General features: G+C 38.2%; 13 protein-coding genes and 1 pseudogene. 8 read left to right on the top strand and 6 right to left on the bottom strand.

All coding sequences use genetic code 11. From position 1 onward, the window contains the following. Window positions 1-28: 28 nt before the first annotated feature. The 3 genes from rpoB (at window position 29) to G6N06_RS16530 (ending at window position 8,705) form a co-directional block, all read left to right on the top strand. Window positions 29-3,841, top strand: a complete 3,813-nt coding sequence (rpoB, locus tag G6N06_RS16540) for a DNA-directed RNA polymerase subunit beta (RefSeq protein WP_163517895.1) — start codon at window positions 29-31, stop codon at window positions 3,839-3,841. Window positions 3,842-3,933: 92 nt separating this feature from the next. Then, a complete protein-coding gene (gene rpoC, locus G6N06_RS16535) occupies window positions 3,934-8,235 on the top strand; it encodes a DNA-directed RNA polymerase subunit beta' (protein WP_163517894.1) in 4,302 nt (1,433 codons plus the stop codon). Window positions 8,236-8,387: 152 nt separating this feature from the next. Continuing rightward, entirely contained in the window at window positions 8,388-8,705 is a 318-nt protein-coding gene (locus tag G6N06_RS16530) for a DUF3467 domain-containing protein (protein WP_163517893.1), read from the top strand. Between the two features lie 86 nt (window positions 8,706-8,791). Here G6N06_RS16530 and G6N06_RS16525 read toward each other — a convergent pair whose 3' ends face one another. The 6 genes from G6N06_RS16525 to G6N06_RS16500 all read right to left on the bottom strand — a co-directional run bounded on the left by G6N06_RS16525 (window position 8,792) and on the right by G6N06_RS16500 (window position 12,998). After that, complete coding sequence (locus tag G6N06_RS16525; protein WP_163517892.1) at window positions 8,792-9,019, bottom strand: (4Fe-4S)-binding protein; 228 nt, start codon at window positions 9,017-9,019, stop codon at window positions 8,792-8,794. A 676-nt stretch (window positions 9,020-9,695) separates the two neighbouring features. Continuing rightward, window positions 9,696-10,565 (bottom strand): TPM domain-containing protein, encoded by an 870-nt coding sequence (locus tag G6N06_RS16520; RefSeq protein WP_163517891.1) that lies wholly within the window; start codon window positions 10,563-10,565, stop codon window positions 9,696-9,698. A gap of 17 nt (window positions 10,566-10,582) precedes the next feature. Next, window positions 10,583-11,020, bottom strand: a complete 438-nt coding sequence (locus G6N06_RS16515) for a TPM domain-containing protein (protein ID WP_163517890.1) — start codon at window positions 11,018-11,020, stop codon at window positions 10,583-10,585. Between the two features lie 66 nt (window positions 11,021-11,086). Continuing rightward, on the bottom strand, window positions 11,087-11,683 hold the full coding sequence (locus G6N06_RS16510; RefSeq protein ID WP_163517889.1) for a LemA family protein: 597 nt from the start codon (window positions 11,681-11,683) through the stop codon (window positions 11,087-11,089). A 12-nt stretch (window positions 11,684-11,695) separates the two neighbouring features. Beyond that, entirely contained in the window at window positions 11,696-12,025 is a 330-nt protein-coding gene (locus tag G6N06_RS16505) for a MerR family transcriptional regulator (protein WP_163517888.1), read from the bottom strand. 1 nt (window position 12,026) lies between these two features. Next, a complete protein-coding gene (locus G6N06_RS16500) occupies window positions 12,027-12,998 on the bottom strand; it encodes a M23 family metallopeptidase (RefSeq protein ID WP_163517887.1) in 972 nt (323 codons plus the stop codon). Window positions 12,999-13,218: 220 nt separating this feature from the next. Here G6N06_RS16500 and alaS point away from each other — a divergent pair, with 220 nt between their 5' ends. From alaS to G6N06_RS16475, 5 genes and pseudogenes are all read left to right on the top strand, one after another. Continuing rightward, complete coding sequence (gene alaS, locus G6N06_RS16495; RefSeq protein ID WP_163517886.1) at window positions 13,219-15,831, top strand: alanine--tRNA ligase; 2,613 nt, start codon at window positions 13,219-13,221, stop codon at window positions 15,829-15,831. A gap of 374 nt (window positions 15,832-16,205) precedes the next feature. Continuing rightward, window positions 16,206-16,381, top strand: a pseudogene (locus tag G6N06_RS20160) (GxxExxY protein). A gap of 227 nt (window positions 16,382-16,608) precedes the next feature. Beyond that, a complete protein-coding gene (locus G6N06_RS16485; RefSeq protein ID WP_262890120.1) occupies window positions 16,609-17,322 on the top strand; it encodes a DUF6498-containing protein in 714 nt (237 codons plus the stop codon). Window positions 17,323-17,590: 268 nt separating this feature from the next. Continuing rightward, complete coding sequence (locus tag G6N06_RS16480) at window positions 17,591-18,100, top strand: DUF6252 domain-containing protein (RefSeq protein WP_163517884.1); 510 nt, start codon at window positions 17,591-17,593, stop codon at window positions 18,098-18,100. 2 nt (window positions 18,101-18,102) lie between these two features. Then, on the top strand, window positions 18,103-20,013 hold the full coding sequence (locus G6N06_RS16475; protein ID WP_163517883.1) for an outer membrane protein assembly factor BamB family protein: 1,911 nt from the start codon (window positions 18,103-18,105) through the stop codon (window positions 20,011-20,013). Window positions 20,014-20,024 lie beyond the last annotated feature (11 nt).

Here is a 20,024-nt window from a genome sequence, read left to right as displayed (position 1 = left end):
ATTATTTTAATCAAAATCCCGTTCATCGATGTTAGCACAAAAAGCTGAAAGATTAAATTTCTCGTCTATTGTAAATAGAACGGAGTATCCGGATTTTTTGGATATCCAAATAAAATCCTTCCAGGATTTTTTCCAATTAGAGACTAAATCTGAAGAAAGAGGGAATGAAGGTCTCTACAATACCTTCATGGAAAACTTCCCAATTACCGACACTCGCAATCAATTTGTTTTGGAGTTTTTGGATTATTTCATTGATCCACCAAGGTATTCTATTGAAGAATGTATTGAAAGAGGATTAACATACAGTGTGCCCTTAAAAGCGCGTTTGAAATTGTATTGTACAGACCCTGAACATGAAGACTTTGAAACCATTGTTCAAGATGTGTATTTAGGAACAATTCCTTACATGACTCCAAGCGGTACGTTTTGTATCAATGGTGCTGAGCGTGTTGTGGTTTCACAATTGCACAGATCTCCTGGGGTATTCTTCAGTCAATCCTTCCATGCCAATGGAACTAAATTATATTCTGCCAGAGTAATTCCATTTAAGGGTTCTTGGATTGAATTTGCTACGGATATCAATAGCGTTATGTACGCCTATATTGATAGAAAGAAAAAATTACCTGTTACAACCTTGTTCAGAGCCATTGGCTTTGAACGCGATAAAGATATTCTTGAGATTTTTGACCTTGCAGAAGAGGTTAAAGTGTCTAAGTCTGGACTTAAAAAAATTATAGGCAGGAAACTTGCGGCACGTGTACTAAACACCTGGCACGAGGATTTTGTTGATGAAGATACAGGTGAGGTAGTATCCATTGAGCGTAACGAGATTGTGCTTGATCGTGATACTGTTTTAGATAAAGATAATATTGAGGAAATCCTTGAAGCTGATGCAAAAACAGTTCTTTTACACAAGGAAAGTGCACAGCAAGGTGATTACGCCATTATACATAACACGCTTCAAAAGGATCCAACAAACTCCGAAAAAGAAGCTGTTGAACATATTTACCGTCAATTGAGAAACGCGGAGCCGCCAGATGAGGAAACTGCCCGTGGTATTATTGACAAATTGTTCTTCTCAGACCAACGTTACTCTTTAGGTGAAGTAGGTCGTTATAGAATGAACAAAAAATTGAATCTTGATATCGGTATGGATAAGCAAGTGCTTACTAAATTGGATATCATTACCATTATCAAATATTTAATCGAGTTGATCAACTCTAAGGCTGAAATTGATGATATTGACCACCTTTCTAACCGTCGTGTACGTACAGTAGGTGAGCAATTATCACAGCAGTTTGGTGTTGGTTTGGCGCGTATGGCACGTACTATCCGTGAGCGTATGAACGTTCGTGACAATGAGGTGTTTACACCAATTGATTTGATTAACGCCAAGACTTTGTCTTCCGTAATCAACTCTTTCTTTGGGACGAACCAGTTATCTCAATTTATGGATCAAACGAATCCATTGGCTGAGATTACGCACAAACGTCGTTTATCAGCATTAGGACCTGGAGGTTTATCCAGAGAGCGTGCAGGTTTTGAGGTACGTGACGTTCACTACACACACTATGGCCGTTTATGTCCGATTGAAACCCCTGAGGGACCAAACATTGGTTTGATTTCTTCACTTTCGGTTTACGCTAAAGTTAACGGAATGGGCTTCATCGAAACACCATATCGTAAAATTACTGACGGTGTAGTAGATATTAAGAATGATCCAATTTATTTGAGTGCTGAAGAAGAAGAAGACATGTTGATTGCTCAAGCGAATATTCATGTTGATGGTGATGGAAAAATTCTTGAAGACAAAATTATTGCCCGTCAAGAAGGGGATTTCCCTGTCATAGACGGTGCAACTGCTAATTATACTGACGTAGCACCTAATCAAGTAGCTTCTATTTCAGCATCACTGATTCCATTCCTGGAGCATGACGATGCCAACAGAGCCTTGATGGGATCTAACATGATGCGTCAAGCAGTACCATTATTGCGTGTTGATGCACCAATTGTCGGAACCGGTTTGGAGCGTCAAGTAGCATCAGATTCAAGAGTATTGATTAATGCAGAAGGCGAAGGTGTTGTTGAGTATGTTGATGCGAATGAAATAGTCATTAAGTACGAACGTACCGAAGAACAAGCCATGGTAAGCTTTGATAGCGATACCAAAACCTATCCGCTGGTCAAGTTTAGAAAAACCAACCAAGGTACTTCAATTAACTTAAAACCTATAGTAACTAAGGGCGATAAAGTTAAAAAAGGACAAGTACTTTGTGAAGGCTATGCAACCCAAAATGGAGAGCTTGCCCTTGGTCGAAACATGAAAGTGGCGTTTATGCCATGGAAAGGTTACAATTTTGAGGATGCTATTGTGATCTCTGAGAAAGTTGTTCGTGACGATATTTTTACCTCCATCCATATTGATGAATATTCATTGGAGGTTCGTGATACCAAATTAGGTAATGAAGAGTTGACGAATGATATTCCAAACGTTTCTGAAGAGGCTACGAAAGACTTGGACGAGAATGGTATGATTCGTATTGGTGCTGAGATCAAGCCAGGAGATATCCTAATTGGTAAGATTACTCCAAAAGGTGAATCTGATCCGACGCCAGAAGAAAAATTATTAAGAGCAATCTTTGGTGATAAAGCAGGTGATGTTAAAGACGCTTCATTGAAAGCTTCTCCTTCATTGCACGGTGTTGTTATTGAGAAAAAACTATTCTCAAGAGCGGTTAAGGACAAACGAAAAAGAGCTAAGGATAAAGAAGATATTGACGCATTAGAAGCCGTCTATTACAGAAAGTTTGATGAGTTAAAAGCCGTATTGGTCGACAAACTATTTGCTATCGTAAACGGAAAAACTGCACAAGGAATCTTTAATGATCTTGGAGAGGAAATCATTCCTAAGGGTAAAAAGTACACCCTAAAAATGTTGAACTCTGTTGATGATTATACGCATCTTACTTCAGGAACTTGGACAACTGACGAGCATACGAATAGTTTAGTTTTAGATTTGATCCACAATTATAAAATTAAAGAAAATGATCTTCAAGGATCGTTGCGTCGTGAAAAGTTTACAATCTCTGTGGGAGATGAGTTGCCAGCAGGTATTATCAAATTGGCTAAAGTTTATATTGCTAAAAAGCGTAAACTTAAAGTAGGTGATAAAATGGCAGGACGTCACGGTAATAAAGGTATTGTTGCACGTATCGTCCGTCAGGAAGATATGCCATTCTTGGAAGATGGAACTCCAGTAGATATCGTGTTGAATCCACTTGGTGTACCTTCTCGTATGAACATTGGACAAATTTATGAGACTGTTCTTGGATGGGCAGGTCAAAAATTAGGTCGTACCTATGCTACACCAATCTTTGATGGTGCAACATTGGATCAGATTAATGAGTTGACCGACGAGGCTGGAATTCCACGTTTTGGACATACTTATCTGTATGATGGTGGTACGGGAGATCGTTTTGATCAACCTGCAACGGTTGGTGTGATTTATATGTTGAAATTAGGACATATGGTTGACGATAAGATGCACTCACGTTCAATTGGGCCTTACTCATTGATTACGCAACAACCATTGGGTGGTAAAGCTCAATTTGGTGGCCAGCGATTTGGTGAGATGGAGGTATGGGCACTTGAGGCTTATGGCGCATCTGCAACCTTACGTGAGATCCTAACAGTAAAATCTGATGATGTTATAGGTAGAGCTAAAACTTACGAAGCAATCGTAAAAGGAGAGCCAATGCCAGAACCAGGACTTCCTGAATCATTCAACGTGTTAATGCATGAATTGAAAGGATTAGGATTGGATATTAGATTGGAGGAGTAATTTCCTGGAAATTATTCCAATGTAGAGACAGATTCCGATCTGTCTCTACCCAATCATAAAAATTAAATTATAATTTGTTAGTACCATAAAAAATGGCAAGAAGACAAGATAAGAATACAGTACAGAGATTTAATAAAATCTCCATTGGTTTAGCGTCTCCAGAGTCTGTTTTAGCAGCATCTCGTGGTGAGGTTCTTAAACCTGAAACTATTAATTATCGAACACATAAACCAGAAAGAGATGGTTTGTTCTGTGAGCGTATTTTCGGTCCTGTAAAGGATTTTGAATGTGCTTGTGGTAAATATAAGCGTATCCGTTACAAAGGAATTGTTTGTGACCGTTGTGGTGTTGAGGTAACAGAGAAGAAAGTACGTAGAGACAGAGTTGGACATATCAATTTGGTTGTTCCTGTGGCTCATATTTGGTATTTCCGTTCTTTACCAAACAAAATAGGTTACTTGTTGGGATTACCTTCCAAGAAATTGGATATGATCATTTATTACGAGCGTTATGTAGTGATCCAACCTGGTAATGCAAAAAATGTTGATGGAGAACCACTACAGAAAATGGATTTCTTGACGGAAGAAGAGTATTTGACTATTCTTGAATCACTTCCACAGGATAACCAGTATTTAGATGACAATGATCCGAACAAGTTCATAGCAAAAATGGGGGCGGAATGCTTGATTGATTTGCTTTCAAGAATTGATTTGAATGAGTTGTCTTTTGAATTGCGTCACAAAGCAAACACTGAAACTTCAAAACAACGTAAAACAGAAGCCTTAAAGCGTCTTCAAGTTGTTGAAGCTTTCCGCGACTCTAATGCCAACCGTGAAAATCTTCCAGAATGGATGATCATGAAGGCCATACCAGTAATTCCACCAGAGTTACGTCCGTTGGTGCCATTGGATGGTGGTCGTTTTGCAACTTCAGATTTAAATGATCTGTACCGTCGTGTGATTATTCGTAACAACCGATTGAAGCGTTTGGTTGAAATCAAAGCTCCAGAAGTTATTTTACGAAATGAGAAGCGTATGTTGCAAGAATCTGTAGATTCTTTATTTGACAACACGCGAAAAGCTTCTGCAGTTAAAACAGATTCTAACAGACCGTTAAAATCATTATCCGATTCCCTTAAAGGAAAACAAGGACGTTTCCGTCAAAACTTACTTGGTAAACGTGTGGATTATTCGGCACGTTCGGTAATCGTCGTTGGACCGGAATTAAAATTATTTGAATGTGGATTGCCTAAAAACATGGCAGCAGAACTTTACAAGCCATTCATTATCAGAAAACTGATTGAGCGTGGGATTGTAAAAACTGTAAAATCTGCAAAGAAAATTATAGATAGAAAAGAGCCTGTAGTTTGGGATATATTAGAGAATGTTTTAAAAGGACACCCAGTTCTTTTAAACCGTGCACCTACATTACACAGACTCGGTATTCAGGCCTTCCAGCCTAAATTAATTGAAGGTAAAGCCATCCAATTGCACCCATTGGTATGTACGGCGTTCAACGCGGATTTTGATGGTGACCAAATGGCGGTACATTTACCATTAGGCCCAGAAGCTATTTTGGAAGCACAATTATTAATGTTGGCTTCTCATAATATTTTGAACCCTGCCAATGGTTCTCCAGTTACCGTACCTTCTCAAGACATGGTTCTTGGTCTTTACTATATGACCAAGGAGCGTTTTTCAACGGATGAAGTCAAAGTAAAGGGCGAAGGTATAACGTTCTATTCTCCAGAAGAAGTGACAATTGCCTATAATGAGAAGAAGGTAGACTTAAATGCTGGGATTAAAGTTAGAACAGAAGACCTCAATGAAGAAGGTGAATTGGTCACTAAAATTATTCAAACGACAGTTGGTCGTGTCCTGTTCAACGAAACCGTGCCAAAGGCAGCTGGTTTCATCAATCAGGTATTGACCAAAAAATCATTGAGAGATGCTATTGGTAACATTCTTAAAGTGACTTCTGTTCCTGAAACAGCTGAATTTTTGGATGAGATCAAAGATCTCGGATATAAGTTTGCGTTCCAAGGTGGTCTGTCGTTCAGTTTAGGTGATATTATAATTCCGGCTGAAAAACAAAGTATGATTGATAGTGCCAACAACCAAGTTGATGGTATTATGGCCAACTATAACATGGGATTGATTACCAATAATGAACGTTATAACCAAGTAATTGATATCTGGACTTCTACGAATGCTGAATTGACTGAATTGTCTATGAAGCGTATCCGCGAAGATCAGCAAGGGTTTAACTCTGTATATATGATGCTTGATTCTGGAGCACGTGGGTCTAAAGAACAGATCCGTCAGTTGACCGGAATGCGTGGATTGATGGCGAAGCCTAAAAAATCTAGTGCAGGTGGTGGAGAGATCATTGAAAACCCAATTCTTTCCAACTTTAAGGAAGGTCTTTCAATTTTGGAATACTTTATTTCTACTCACGGTGCTCGTAAAGGTCTTGCAGATACGGCTCTTAAAACAGCCGATGCTGGTTATTTAACGCGTCGTTTAGTGGATGTTTCCCAAGATGTGATTGTCTACAGTGAAGATTGTGGAACATTGAGAGGTATTGAAGTATCTGCTTTAAAGAAGAATGAGGAGATTATTGAAAAACTTGAGGATAGAGTTGTTGGTAGAACATCTTTAAATGATGTTTATGATCCATTGACTGAAGAGTTAATTGTTGCAGCAGGTGAGCATATTGATGATGCCGTAGCAAAACGCATTCAGAATTCTGCTTTAGACTCGGTTGAAGTTCGTTCAGCATTGACTTGTGAAGCTACCAAAGGTATTTGTGCTAAGTGTTACGGACGTAACCTTGCAACCGGTAAAATGGTTCAAAAAGGTGAAGCAGTTGGTGTGGTTGCAGCGCAATCTATTGGAGAGCCTGGAACACAGTTAACGCTTCGTACTTTCCACGTGGGTGGTATTGCAGGTAACATTTCAGAAGAAAATAAATTGACGGTTAAGTTTGATGGTATTGCTGAAATTGAAGATTTAAAAGTGGTTAAAGGAACAGATAACAATGGTGATGCAGTTGATGTCGTTATTTCTAGAACCTCTGAATTTAAATTGGTAGATGCCAAAACAGGGATTACACTGAGTACACATAACATTCCTTATGGTTCATTTATCTTCTGCAAACCAGGTGATAAAGTGAAAAAGGGAGATGTCATTTGTTCTTGGGATCCTTACAACGGTGTAATCATTTCAGAATTTGCTGGAAAGATTTCCTACGAAAATATCGAACAAGGTGTGACATACCAGGTTGAAATTGATGAACAAACTGGATTCCAAGAAAAGGTTATTTCTGAATCGAGAAATAAGAAATTGATTCCAACCCTACATATCGAAGATGCTAAAGGTAATGCGATTAGATCGTACAACTTACCGGTTGGAGCTCACTTGATGATTAATGATGGTGAGAAGATTAATGTTGGTAAGGTATTGGTTAAGATTCCTCGAAGATCAGCTAAGTCTGGTGACATTACCGGAGGTTTACCTCGTGTAACTGAGTTGTTTGAAGCTCGTAATCCTTCTAACCCTGCTGTAGTAAGTGAAATTGATGGGGTAGTGTCTTTCGGAAAAATCAAAAGAGGTAACCGCGAGATTATCATCGAATCAAGGTTAGGTGAGGTTAAGAAATACTTGGTGAAACTTTCTAGTCAGATTCTTGTTCAAGAAAATGATTATGTTAAAGCAGGTATGCCATTGTCTGATGGTTCCATTACTCCAGACGACATCTTGAATATCAAAGGCCCTTCAGCGGTTCAACAGTACTTGGTAAATGAGGTACAGGAAGTATACCGTTTGCAAGGTGTGAAAATCAACGATAAGCATTTTGAAGTTGTTGTAAGACAAATGATGCGTAAAGTAAGAATCATTGATTCTGGCGATACTATTTTCTTAGAAGATCAATTGGTCCACAAATCCGATTTTATCGAAGAAAACGATAAGATCTTTGGAATGAAAGTGATTGAAGATGCAGGTGATTCTAAAACGCTTAAACCAGGACAGATCGTAACGATGCGTCAATTAAGAGATGAGAACTCTGTTATAAGAAGAGAGGATGGTCAGTTGGCAGTTGCAAGAGATGCACAGCCAGCCACGGCAACTCCTATTCTTCAGGGTATTACAAGAGCTTCATTACAGACAAAATCATTTATTTCGGCGGCGTCGTTCCAGGAAACGACCAAAGTACTTAACGAGGCTGCAGTAAGCGCTAAAGTTGATGACTTAGAAGGCTTGAAGGAAAATGTTATTGTGGGGCATAGAATTCCTGCTGGAACCGGTGTGAGACGATATGAGAATATCATCGTTGGTTCTAAAGAAGAGTTCAATGAAATGATGAAAGCTAAAGAAGAATTGAATTATAATTAACAAATCCCTGCGCTTGCCTGCCGGCAGGCGCAGGGACGTTTTTAATAAAACGATGTGTTTTAATTTTATAAGTTGTAAGATGAACGCGTTGAATTATTCAAGATATTAACTTTTAAAGACGAGATTCCTGCCTTCGCAGGAATGTAAGAATTATGAGCGATAACAAAGAAACACCAAGACCAGGACAAATCAATATTGAATTGGACGAAAAGGTAGCAGAAGGGATTTATTCCAACTTAGCCATCATTAATCATTCAGTATCAGAATTTGTAGTAGATTTTGTCAGTATTATGCCTGGTACACCAAAAAGCAAAGTGAAGTCACGAATTATTTTGACTCCTCAACATGCAAAGCGTTTGCTTAAGGCTTTAGGTGAAAACGTCAAACGCTTTGAAAATGCCCACGGTGAGATTAAAGATTATGAACAACCGCCTATTCCATTAAATTTTGGACCGACCGGGCAGGCTTAATTAAAAATGTGCTTGGTGAATTTTATCAATAACAAAAAAATCCCTTTGAACTCAATTTCAAAGGGATTTTTTTTGTTCGTTAATGTTTAGGCTACTTTCTGATTGCGATAAGCTTTCAGGGCACCCGATGGACATCTTTTGACTTGATCAATGATTCTTTCAGATGGCGCGCCATCTATGTCAATCCATGGGATTACTGAATTTCTAAATACATCGGAAAGTTCTTTCGCACAACGTCCTGCGTTGATACAAACAGATGGTTCGTAAGTAATAGTAATATCGCTATTACTAAAATGATTAGCATTTGTTTCCATAAGTAGATCAATTTGGGGTTTGACTCACTCTAAATTTAAATAATTTGTAGGCAATTAATTTAAATCTTCTATTAAAGGTATTAATTATCCGATAAAACGCAAACTTTGAAGGCTTTAATCGATGAACGGCCACCTCGAATTTTAAAAAGCAAAATATCAAATTCCAATTTAGCTATTGGATGAACCTATCGATTGAATTGTTGCGACTTTTGCTGGGTATTGACCGACCTTCAATTTTCTGTATAATCCAGAAAAGAACCTCTGATATCCAATTTGTAATCTTTACCAACTGGTCGTTTTAAAGCAAGACTACCAATTTAATTGGCCAAATGGAAGAATTTATAAACATTGGGAATATAGACCTGCATCGTTGTGTTACTTTCCGAATGATCTTCAATATTATTGCTGATCATGATTACAGAGTCGTACAATAGAAGGTTTTGATGCACTATAGGTCTACTTTCTTGATCATGGCTTTCAACTTCTTGCCATCAAAATTAATTTATAAGAGACTTACAAGCTTTTCAGTATCATTCACAATGAGATATAGCGATAAGCAATTGTGATGAATTGGTTTGTATGATGATATGATAAAATTGAAATTGAAATTGTTTTTACATTAGACCGCTACCCACTACCCACTGATTACTTCCTGCTGACCATTGCCAACTAAATTCTACCATCCTCCAGAAGCACCGCCACCACCGAAGCCGCCGCCACCGAAACCTCCGCCAAATCCTCCACCACCTCCTCCGAAGCCACCACCAAAGCCACCTCCAGACGAACGACCACCGCCGCCAAAACCTCCACGTCCGAGATTGCTTAGAATTATGGCATCCCAGATGCTGAAATCATCGCCTCTGTTGTTGCCGGGACCACCACCGCCCTTATTGTTCTTGGAAATGGAAATCATAATGATGATGAAAATGATGAAAAGGAGGAAAATAAATCCAACTGGAAATCCTTCTTCCGTGTTATTTTGACGTGTACCTTGATATTCTCCAGTCATCACCTCAAATATGGCATCAACTCCTCGGTTTAGTCCGCCGTAATAATCGTTTTGCTTAAAATAGGGGATAATGTCGCGCTCAATGATACGTTTCGACATGGCGTCCGTTAGTAAATGTTCGGTTCCATAACCCGTGTTGATGGCTATTTTCCTGTCGTCTTTAGCTAACAAAATTAGGATACCATTGTCTTCTTTTTCTTGTCCAATACCCCATTTTTGACCCCATTGCGCACCTAAGTAATTGATGTTTTCTCCTTGTGTGGAGCTGATAATCGCAATTACAATTTGTGTTGAAGTGGTGTCCGAATATTTAATTAGCTTTTGCTCTAAACTATTTTTTTGGCTTTCTGAAAGTAAAGGTGTGTATTGGTAAACACTGGTCTGATCGGTAGTTTTTGTTGGTTTATCAGGAATATTAAACTGAGAAAATCCGAATTGTAAACCACCTAAGATAAACAGTACAGTAAAAAGAAAGCGTTTAAAAACGCTTTTTATGTTTGTGTATAAATAAGGACCTTTGAGTGCTTCTGACTGCATACTGCTTACTTAATTTATTATCCTATAGAAATATCGTCAGGAATTTCATTCTTATCGCCAGCTTCCCAAGGAAAATAAATTTCCAGTTGTTTTCCAGCTTTTAAAATGCCATCAACTAACCCTTGTTTGAAATGTCCTCTTTTAAAATGACCTTGCATCACGTTTTTTGTGGTTTCCCAAAAATCCTCATCAACAACATTGTTAATGCCTTCATCACCAAATATCACAAAGGTTCTATCTTCTACAGCAACATAGATCAATACGCCGTTTTGAAGTTTTGTGTTATCCATTTTGAGTAAATGGAACACTTCCAACGCACGCTCATAAGGATCTTTTTTGGAGGTCTTTTCCAAATGAACACGTATTTCCCCTGAGGTGTTCTTTTCTGCTACTCTAATTGCCTCAATGACTTGCTGCTCCTCAGCAGCAGTTAGGAAATTTTCTATTTTTGACATTTTTCTATTTTTTGACATTAGCGCTTTTACAAAAGCACTCAGAAGTTTAGCTGATACATAGATTCATTAAAAATCAAAATCTACATCTGGAGCATTCTCTGAACCTGCATCTGCTTTATAATAACTCATATCATCAAAATTAAAAAGACCAGCCAAGATACTGTTAGGGAAGGTTTTGATGTGTTTATTATAAGGTTCTACGTTGGCGTTAAAACGGTCTCTCGCTACATTGATTCTGTTTTCAGTACCTTCCAGTTGTGACTGCAATTCCAAGAAATTTTGATTCGCTTTTAATTCTGGATAGCGCTCAACCGACACCAAAAGTTTTGATAATGCGCCGCTTAGTCCACTTTGTGCCTGTTGGAACTGAGCCATATTTTCTTCAGAAAGATTATTGGCGTCAATGGTTGTAGATGTCGCTTTTGCTCTGGCTTCAATAACTTCAGTTAAGGTGGTACGCTCAAAATCGGCTGCACCTTGTACTGTTTTTACCAGATTGCCAATAAGATCGTTTCGACGTTGATAGCTGCTTTCTACATCGCCCCAACTTCTAGTGGCAGTTTCTTTGAGTTCTACCGCTGTGTTATTAAAGTTTTTTCCCCAAGAGTAAAGTGCGATTGCAATCAGTGCAATAATAATTACTGGAACGAGCCATTTTTTCATGTGATGTCAGTTTTAGAGTTGATTTTTTATTTTTATGAGTTGAGCTTTAATTCCTTTTAATTTATTGATGATTTCAAAGGTGCTGAGCGCTTCCTGTTTTTGCTCTTTTAAATGAGTCTTTGCGCCATCCAAAGTAAATCCTCTCACTTTTACCAAATGATATATAAATTTAAGGTTTTTAATATCTTCCTGCGTAAACTTTCGGTTGCCTTTGGCATTCTTTTTTGGCCTCAGGATATCAAATTCTTTTTCCCAAAACCGGATCAAAGATGTGTTGACCTTGAATGCTTTAGCAACTTCGCCAATACCATAATATCTTTTTTCTGGAAGATCGATCTGCATATTAATCCAGGGATTGATTTTCTAATGAGGCATGCTCCAATAATTTGCTATACTCCTCAGCAGACAAATTGCCGTAATAGAAATTGATAGGGTTGATACGTTCATCATCCTTGAATACTTCATAATGTAGATGTGGAGCTTCAGAACGTCCTGTACTACCCACAAAACCGATTAAATCACCACGCTTTACTTTTTGATTAGGACGTACATTGTATTTATATAAGTGGGCGTATAGGGTGACGTAGCCGTAGCCGTGATCAATTCGGATATGGTTTCCATAACCTGTTGCAGAATTGTCTGCACGGGTCACGACGCCATCGCCTGCAGCATAAATGGGTGTCCCTTGTGGAGCAGTAAAATCCATGCCGTAATGAAACTTTCTAACTTTTGTAAAGGGATCGGTTCTGTAGCCGTAACCTGATGCCATTCTTGTGAGGTCTTCAGTGTTTATTGGCTGAATGGCGGGAATGGAGGCCAAAAATTTTTCTTTATCCTCAGCTAAAATCGCGATTTCGTCCAGTGATTTTGATTGGACCACAATCTGTTTAAGTAAAATGTCCATACGTTTGTTGGCATCAATGATAATTTTTGAATTATCAAAACCCTCCAGAGCCTTATAACGATTGATTCCTCCAAAACCCGCTTTACGCTGTTCTTCAGGAATAGGATTGGCGGCAAAATAGAGACGGTAAATGGCGTTGTCACGTTGTTCAACGTTGGCCAATACTGCTTGTGCCTCATCCATTTTTTTGTTAAGCAATTGGTACTGCAATTCCATATGCTGGAGCTCTCTTGCCAAAGCGCGCTCTTTTGGGGACTGTATGAACTGACTTGCCAAAAACACAAATAAGAAACCGAACAGCGCTGAGCCTAAAATAAAAATTGAAGCATACTTAAAAGTGTTTCTTTTTCTACGCTCTATTTTCTTATAAGAGAGGGTGTCTGAATCGTAATAATATTTTACCTTACTCATTTCCTAATTTATACTATTTTTGCACAGTTAAAAAGACAGTAAAAAGTCTTTATACATGAACCAAACGAACAAACCTACAAAATATTTTATTTGTAAATTTAGTAAAACTAAATGATTCTCGATTAAACTGGACCAGCGATATGCAAACTTTAAAATAAATTTGTGAAATAATCGGTCATATTCACAATTGTAATATAAAATAAGACATCAATTTATCAAAATGAAATCTCAAGATATACGTTCCACATTTTTAAACTTTTTTAAGGACAAACAACATAGTATTGTGCCTTCTGCACCAATGGTTTTGAAGGATGATCCTACCTTAATGTTTGTCAATTCTGGAATGGCCCCTTTTAAGGAATATTTTTTAGGCAATGCACAGCCAAAACACAAGAGGATTGCTGATACACAAAAATGTCTTCGCGTTTCGGGAAAACACAATGATCTGGAAGAGGTTGGTTATGATACCTACCACCATACGTTGTTTGAAATGCTGGGCAACTGGAGTTTTGGAGACTATTTTAAGAAAGAGGCTATTGCTTGGGCTTGGGAATTGTTGGTTGACGTGTATGGAATAGATAAGGACATCCTTTATGTCACCGTCTTTGAAGGCAGTGATGAAGATAATCTGCCAATGGATCAGGAGGCCTATGATTTGTGGAAGACTTTTATCTCTGAAGATCGCATTTTGATGGGCAACAAAAAGGATAATTTTTGGGAAATGGGCGAACAGGGCCCGTGTGGGCCATGTAGTGAAATTCATGTGGATATTCGTTCAGCGGAAGAAAAATCTGCCGTTGATGGCAAGACCTTAGTGAATATGGATCACCCTCAAGTGGTTGAGATATGGAATCTTGTATTTATGCAATACAATAGAAAAGCCAACGGTTCTTTGGAGCCATTACCTCAAAAACATATTGATACAGGCATGGGGTTTGAACGTCTCTGTATGGTATTGCAGGGCGTACAGTCAAATTATGATACGGATGTGTTTACACCTATTATCCGTGAGATAGAAACCATTGCCGAAAAACCTTATGGAGAAAATGAGGATGTTGACATTGCCATACGGGTTATTTCCGATCACGTGCGTGCCGTGGCATTTTCTATTGCTGACGGACAGTTGCCAAGCAATACAGGAGCGGGGTATGTCATCCGTCGAATATTGAGAAGAGCCATTCGTTACAGTTTTACTTTTTTAGATCAGAAAGACCCTTTTATTTATAGATTGGTGGATGTATTGACCAAGAAAATGGGGGATGCTTTTCCAGAGTTAAAATCACAAAAACAGTTGATTGAAAACGTTATCAAAGAAGAGGAACAATCGTTTTTACGGACTTTGGATCAAGGTTTAGTACTTTTAAATAAAGTTGTTGAAGAGTCAAATTCAAAAATCATCTCGGGAGAAAAAGTATTTGAACTCTATGATACCTTCGGATTTCCAATAGACCTAACGGCTTTAATTCTGAGAGAAAAAGGATTGGAATTGAATGAAGAGGGATTTCATCTTGAAATGAAAAAGCAAAAAGACCGTTCGCGTGCTGCCAGTGAAATGTCCACAGAAGATTGGACGATTTTGCTGGAAGATGACGTGCAGGAGTTTATCGGTTATGATTTTCTTGAAACCAATGTAAAAATCACCCGCTACAGAAAAGTCGTTTCTAAAAAAGACGGCGAAATGTACCAATTGGTATTCAATCTGACACCATTTTATGCGGAAGGTGGAGGACAAGTAGGTGATAAGGGGTATTTGACAGATAGTAACGGCGATATTGTTTATATTTTGGATACTAAGAAAGAAAACAATGTGGCCATTCATTTCACCAAAAACCTGCCTAAAGATCTTAAAGGAACATTTAAAGCCTCAGTAGACCAAAAACAGCGAAGAAGAACGGAGTCCAATCATACGGCAACCCACTTGTTACATCAAGCTTTACGTGAAGTATTGGGTGAACATGTGGAGCAAAAGGGAAGTGCCGTGCACTCAAAATACCTTCGTTTCGATTTTTCACATTTTTCAAAACTGACTCCGGAAGAATTAAACGATGTGGAAGATTTTGTCAATGCACGTATTGATGGTAAGTTACAGCTTCAGGAACAGCGCAACATCCCCATGGAATTAGCTATTGAGGAAGGTGCCATTGCACTTTTTGGTGAAAAATATGGCGATACCGTTCGTACCGTTCGCTTTGGGAAGTCATTTGAATTATGTGGTGGAACCCATGTCAAAAATACTGGAGACATATGGTATTTCAAGATTGTATCCGAAGGTGCTGTAGCTTCAGGCATACGTCGCATTGAGGCCATTACCAACGATGCGGTAAAAGATTATTACCAAGACCATGACCGTGCGTTCTACGAAATCAAAGGACTGCTAAATAATGCACAGGAGCCAGTAAAGGCAATCCAGAACTTACAAAGTGAGAATGCTGAATTAAAAAAACAAATCGAGAATCTATTAAAAGAGAAGGCCAAAAACTTGAAGGGCGATCTTAAAAACGAACTGACAGAGATTAACGGTATCCTGTATTTAGCTAGGAAAGTGGATTTGGATGCCTCAGGGATCAAAGATCTTTCTTTTGAAATGGGGCAGCAATACGACAATTTATTCTTGTTGTTTGCAGCCGAAAATGAAGGAAAGGCATTGTTATCCTGTTATATCTCTAAAGAGCTAGTAGAAAGTAGAGGTTTAAATGCAGGAGCTATTGTCCGCGAATTGGGTAAACATATCCAAGGCGGTGGTGGTGGACAGCCATTTTTTGCAACAGCCGGAGGAAAGAATCCAGATGGGATTGAAGAGGCCTTGGAGGCTGCTGAGGGGTATTTGAAATAGTTTATCTTAGAATGGGTTCAAGTGCCATCTCTTGAAGAGGCGTCAATTTAATTTTTCACGGAGTCGCAGTGACACAGAGCTTGAATGGATAATAATATTTATTGGAGCTAAAAATACATAAGTATGAAATATTAAAGGCTTAGCGCCTTCACGCCTCTGCGAGAAAAAGAAACTATGCCTGAGAATGAGATTTCTGGTATTAACATAGATGCTCGTTATCACATTCATGTTCATTGGGTACCTGGTTTGTTAGAATCTGTTTAAGAAGAAATCCTATATTATGAGTTATGAACTCAAGGATCGAATGTTGAAAGAGAAAACCACTTCCTGTTTTATGGAAAGATGTTAAACTCGATATTGGTTATAGAACGGACTTGATCGTCGAACAAAAAGTCATTGTTGAAATAAAATCTGTTGAAGAAATCATCCCGTTCATCCAAAACAGGTACTGACTTATTTAAAGCTCACCGGCTTGAAATTGGGATTGTTGATTAACTGTAATAGGCCATTAATCAAAACCGGAATAACGAGAATAGTTAACAAATTTTGAACACTTAAACTTTGCGTCTCCACGTCGCTGCGAACAGAAGTACATTCTTAGTACTTGATTAGTTAACAACCTCACATCATAAAAGTAAAAGAACAACCATCTCAAACAGCTTTAACTTTTCGTCTTCGCGCCTCTACGAGCATAAAAAAGGATATTTTTCGAAATACGTATTTCATCGTATAGGTTTGTAGGCGTCAAAAGTTTTTATTTGTAAAAAAAGCAAGCCTATGCTGTTTTCTGTTTTTGTGCCCAATCGCAACAATTCGTATGCGTGGATGAGTATTGTATTTTTAGTAAGCTTCCTTCTGATGGGAAAAATCGCCCCCTATGCCATTTTATTTGGTTATTTTTTAGAGACACTGATTATCGGCGTTTTTAATGTGTTTAAGATGGTGGCAGCTTCGCGATACGATGGCTCAGGCAAATCTATTGGTTTTTTGGTTCTTTTCTTTATGTTCCATTACGGCATGTTCGTAGCGATACAATCTCTTTTTGTTTTTGTCATCGTCGGAATAGATGGTCAAACTTTTGTCAAAGAACCGTTTCACATCATTGAAAATTATCGTGGGATACTGACTCTGGAAGGTATGGCTTACGTCCTTCCTATATTAATAGGAACGCAACTGGTGAAATTCATTTTTGATTTTATGCTGCCTCAAAAACATCTTGAGTTTGCCGCTTATGAAATTATGTATAAACCCTATGTTCGAATTGTGATTCAGCAATTTACAGTCATAATTGCTTTATTTTTCTTTATACTATTTGTTGATGCAACACTCACGGCAACGCTTTTACTTATACTTTTTAAATCGCTTATCGATATTGGTCTTTCTGCCGTTCGGGAAGACACAAAAGTTCTCGAGTACCTGGTTGAGAAACTTTATGATGGCAAAACATCTAAGGATGAATTAAGAAAACAGATTTTATTGTTTTCGGAATAGACCTGAAAATTCCAAATTCCAAGTTTCAAGTTTCAAGTTCGAGATTTCATGCCCGATTAAACTTCAGTATTCAATATTCAACATTCAGTATTCGATAGTCAAATATACTAATTTCTAATCGCCTAATTTCCTAATCATAGCTCGCCCATACCCAAAAGCTACATTCAGGCACGTTTCGTTTCCCCAAAATATACGGCATATGTCGTATTGATTCCCCTTCTCTTTAATTGCAATTTTGGAATATTATAAACCCCTTAACATTTCAACTATGAAAAAATTAAAAAAACTACTGCTAATAACAGTTGTCTTCGCAAGTTTAATGTCCTGTTCAAAAGACGATAATGGAGGCGATGGAAGCGATGCTGCGTCAGGCATTATAAAAGCCAAAGTGGAAGGTGCGCAATTTTCGTCTATGGAGATCACCTCGTTTGCATCGAAGACTTCTGGGGGCGGACAGAATACTTTGGTGCTCCAAGGAAATACGGCATCTCAAGGAATTAACATAACGATTTTTGGTTATGAAGGCGTGGGAACTTACGAATTGAAAGATTCCAATGTGTTTATTATTGCCTCTTATATTGAACCCAAAATTTCCGATCCAACCAATTCTCCAACTTGGTCTGCACCATACCAGGACTCTGGCGTTGTTGGTGAAATTAAAATTTCAGAAGAAACAAGTACCCATGTCATTGGTACTTTCAAATTTAAAGCAAAAAGCACTACCAATAACAGTATGAAAAATATCACAGACGGTTCATTTAATCTTAAAAAACAATAATCATGAAAGTATTAAAATTTAAAGCATTAACACTACTTGCACTATTTATCGGAACGACTTCCGTAATTGCCCAAAAAGCTGAAACTCCAAATCAAAATTATGATCTTGGATCAAGTATAAATGAGATGTCACTTACCGTTGGAGGAGTTTTAGTTGTGGCCACAAATGAAGGTTTGGTCGGGATTAGACCAACTGAAAGTCAACCAGTTTTTAAGTTCAACAATTTTGGTAAACTTAAACCGGAAGAAACTGACTTTGTTCCCAACTCCCCATATATCATCGTTTCACAAGGAGTGGGTTCTAAATTTGCCGGTATCGCCAAAACTAAACGAGCCGTCATCGATTATATGACCGGGAAAGTAATTTTCAATTCAGATACTGATAATTGGAACCAAGTATTCACTATTAATGTGGTGTTGCCACAGAATAAATTGATTATAAGTGGCATTCAAAAGGAAGGAGATAAGTTTGAAAAATCTACACCAAAAGTCGCAGTTTATGATTTGGCAACGTCAAAAATAGACTATAGCTTTTTCTTGGATAAGCCAGGTCGGGTTGGTATTGCTAAAGATTTAAGTATTACCGGAACACCATTACTTTTAAAAAACATGTTAATTCTTCCTACTGCGCAGGGCTTAATTGCAAAATCCCATACTGGCGAAGATATATGGACAAATAAAATAAAAGGGATTAATTGGATGGTTGCTGATGCTACTGAAAAGGAAATCTACGGATTTGAAACAACTTCCAATGGTAAAAACACCCGCATCCATAAAATAGGCGATAATGGCGCTGAACTCTGGAAAGATGATCGTAAAGTACAAGGCAATATCTCCAATTTCCAGATTCTTCCTCAGGGATTGGCGGTGGTCAGCGACAAGAGTGATGGTGGAAGTTCGAGTGTATTTGCGGCAAAAAATGAATCTGAAATAGCTTTTTTAAGTGCAGCATCAGGAGAGGATTTGTGGGACAAAGCGCCAAAAACCAAAGGTTATGTCCAGCATTTTTATGTTCAGGATGATGGGATCTTATTTGGCATCCAACAGGGAGGAATCAACAAGATCTCCTTTGACGGAAACACATTGTTTAAAAAACCTTTAAAAACAGGTGAAAATATTTTGGTCATGGCCGAATCGCCTCAAGGGTTGATTTATATCACCAGTGAAGATGCCAATATTGTTGATTTGAAAACAGGTGACCAAGTATGGAATAAACCTTTAAAATATAAAAATTCGGTTGCGGTGGCTTCAACTTATGATAGCGCCAAAAACAGATACCTTATTGCTGCTGATGATACAGTGTATGCCATTGATGCTGATTCAGGTGATGTTTCTGAACTGGCCAAAGTGAAGTTTGATGAAAAAGAAGCAGCAAATGCAATGGAAATGCGCAATGGGAATATATTTATGGCTTCATCTCAAAACATGATGCTGTTGGAAGATAATGGCGATCAAAAATATCATGGGTATTTTAAATCGCCAGGTCAAAGTGGATTCATGAAAGCACTAGGCGGGGTGGTAGCTGTAGCGGCAACTGGGTTGTCCATGGCACATGCGGCACAGGCTGGGATGAATAAAACAGGATTTGGAAGCAGCAACGATTTAAGAAACTATAATGATTACGGTAAAGAAAACCAACGCGCTGCAGACATGTTTGCATCCATTGGCGATGCATCATTTACAATGATGTCCAAACGTTTTAAAGCAACTGCAGCTACCGAAAATGCGCAATTCATCCTTACAAAATTGGATGATGGCGTTGGTCTGGTAAAAGTAAATAAAGATACTGGAAAGGTTGATAAGGAGATTGTTTTAAAGGATAAAAAGCCCGAATATCAAGTAGATGATGTTGCTGGAGTACTTTATTATAAGGCAAATGATAAGACGATCTACGCCTACGATCTTAATAATTAAATTGGGGATTT

Origin of the sequence: Gelidibacter japonicus, from assembly GCF_010725055.1 — a bacterium.
In the GTDB taxonomy this organism is placed as follows: Bacteria; Bacteroidota; Bacteroidia; order Flavobacteriales; family Flavobacteriaceae; genus Gelidibacter; species Gelidibacter japonicus.
Note: the sequence above shows the minus strand (reverse complement) of the source record. Positions and strands in the feature narration are given on the sequence as shown.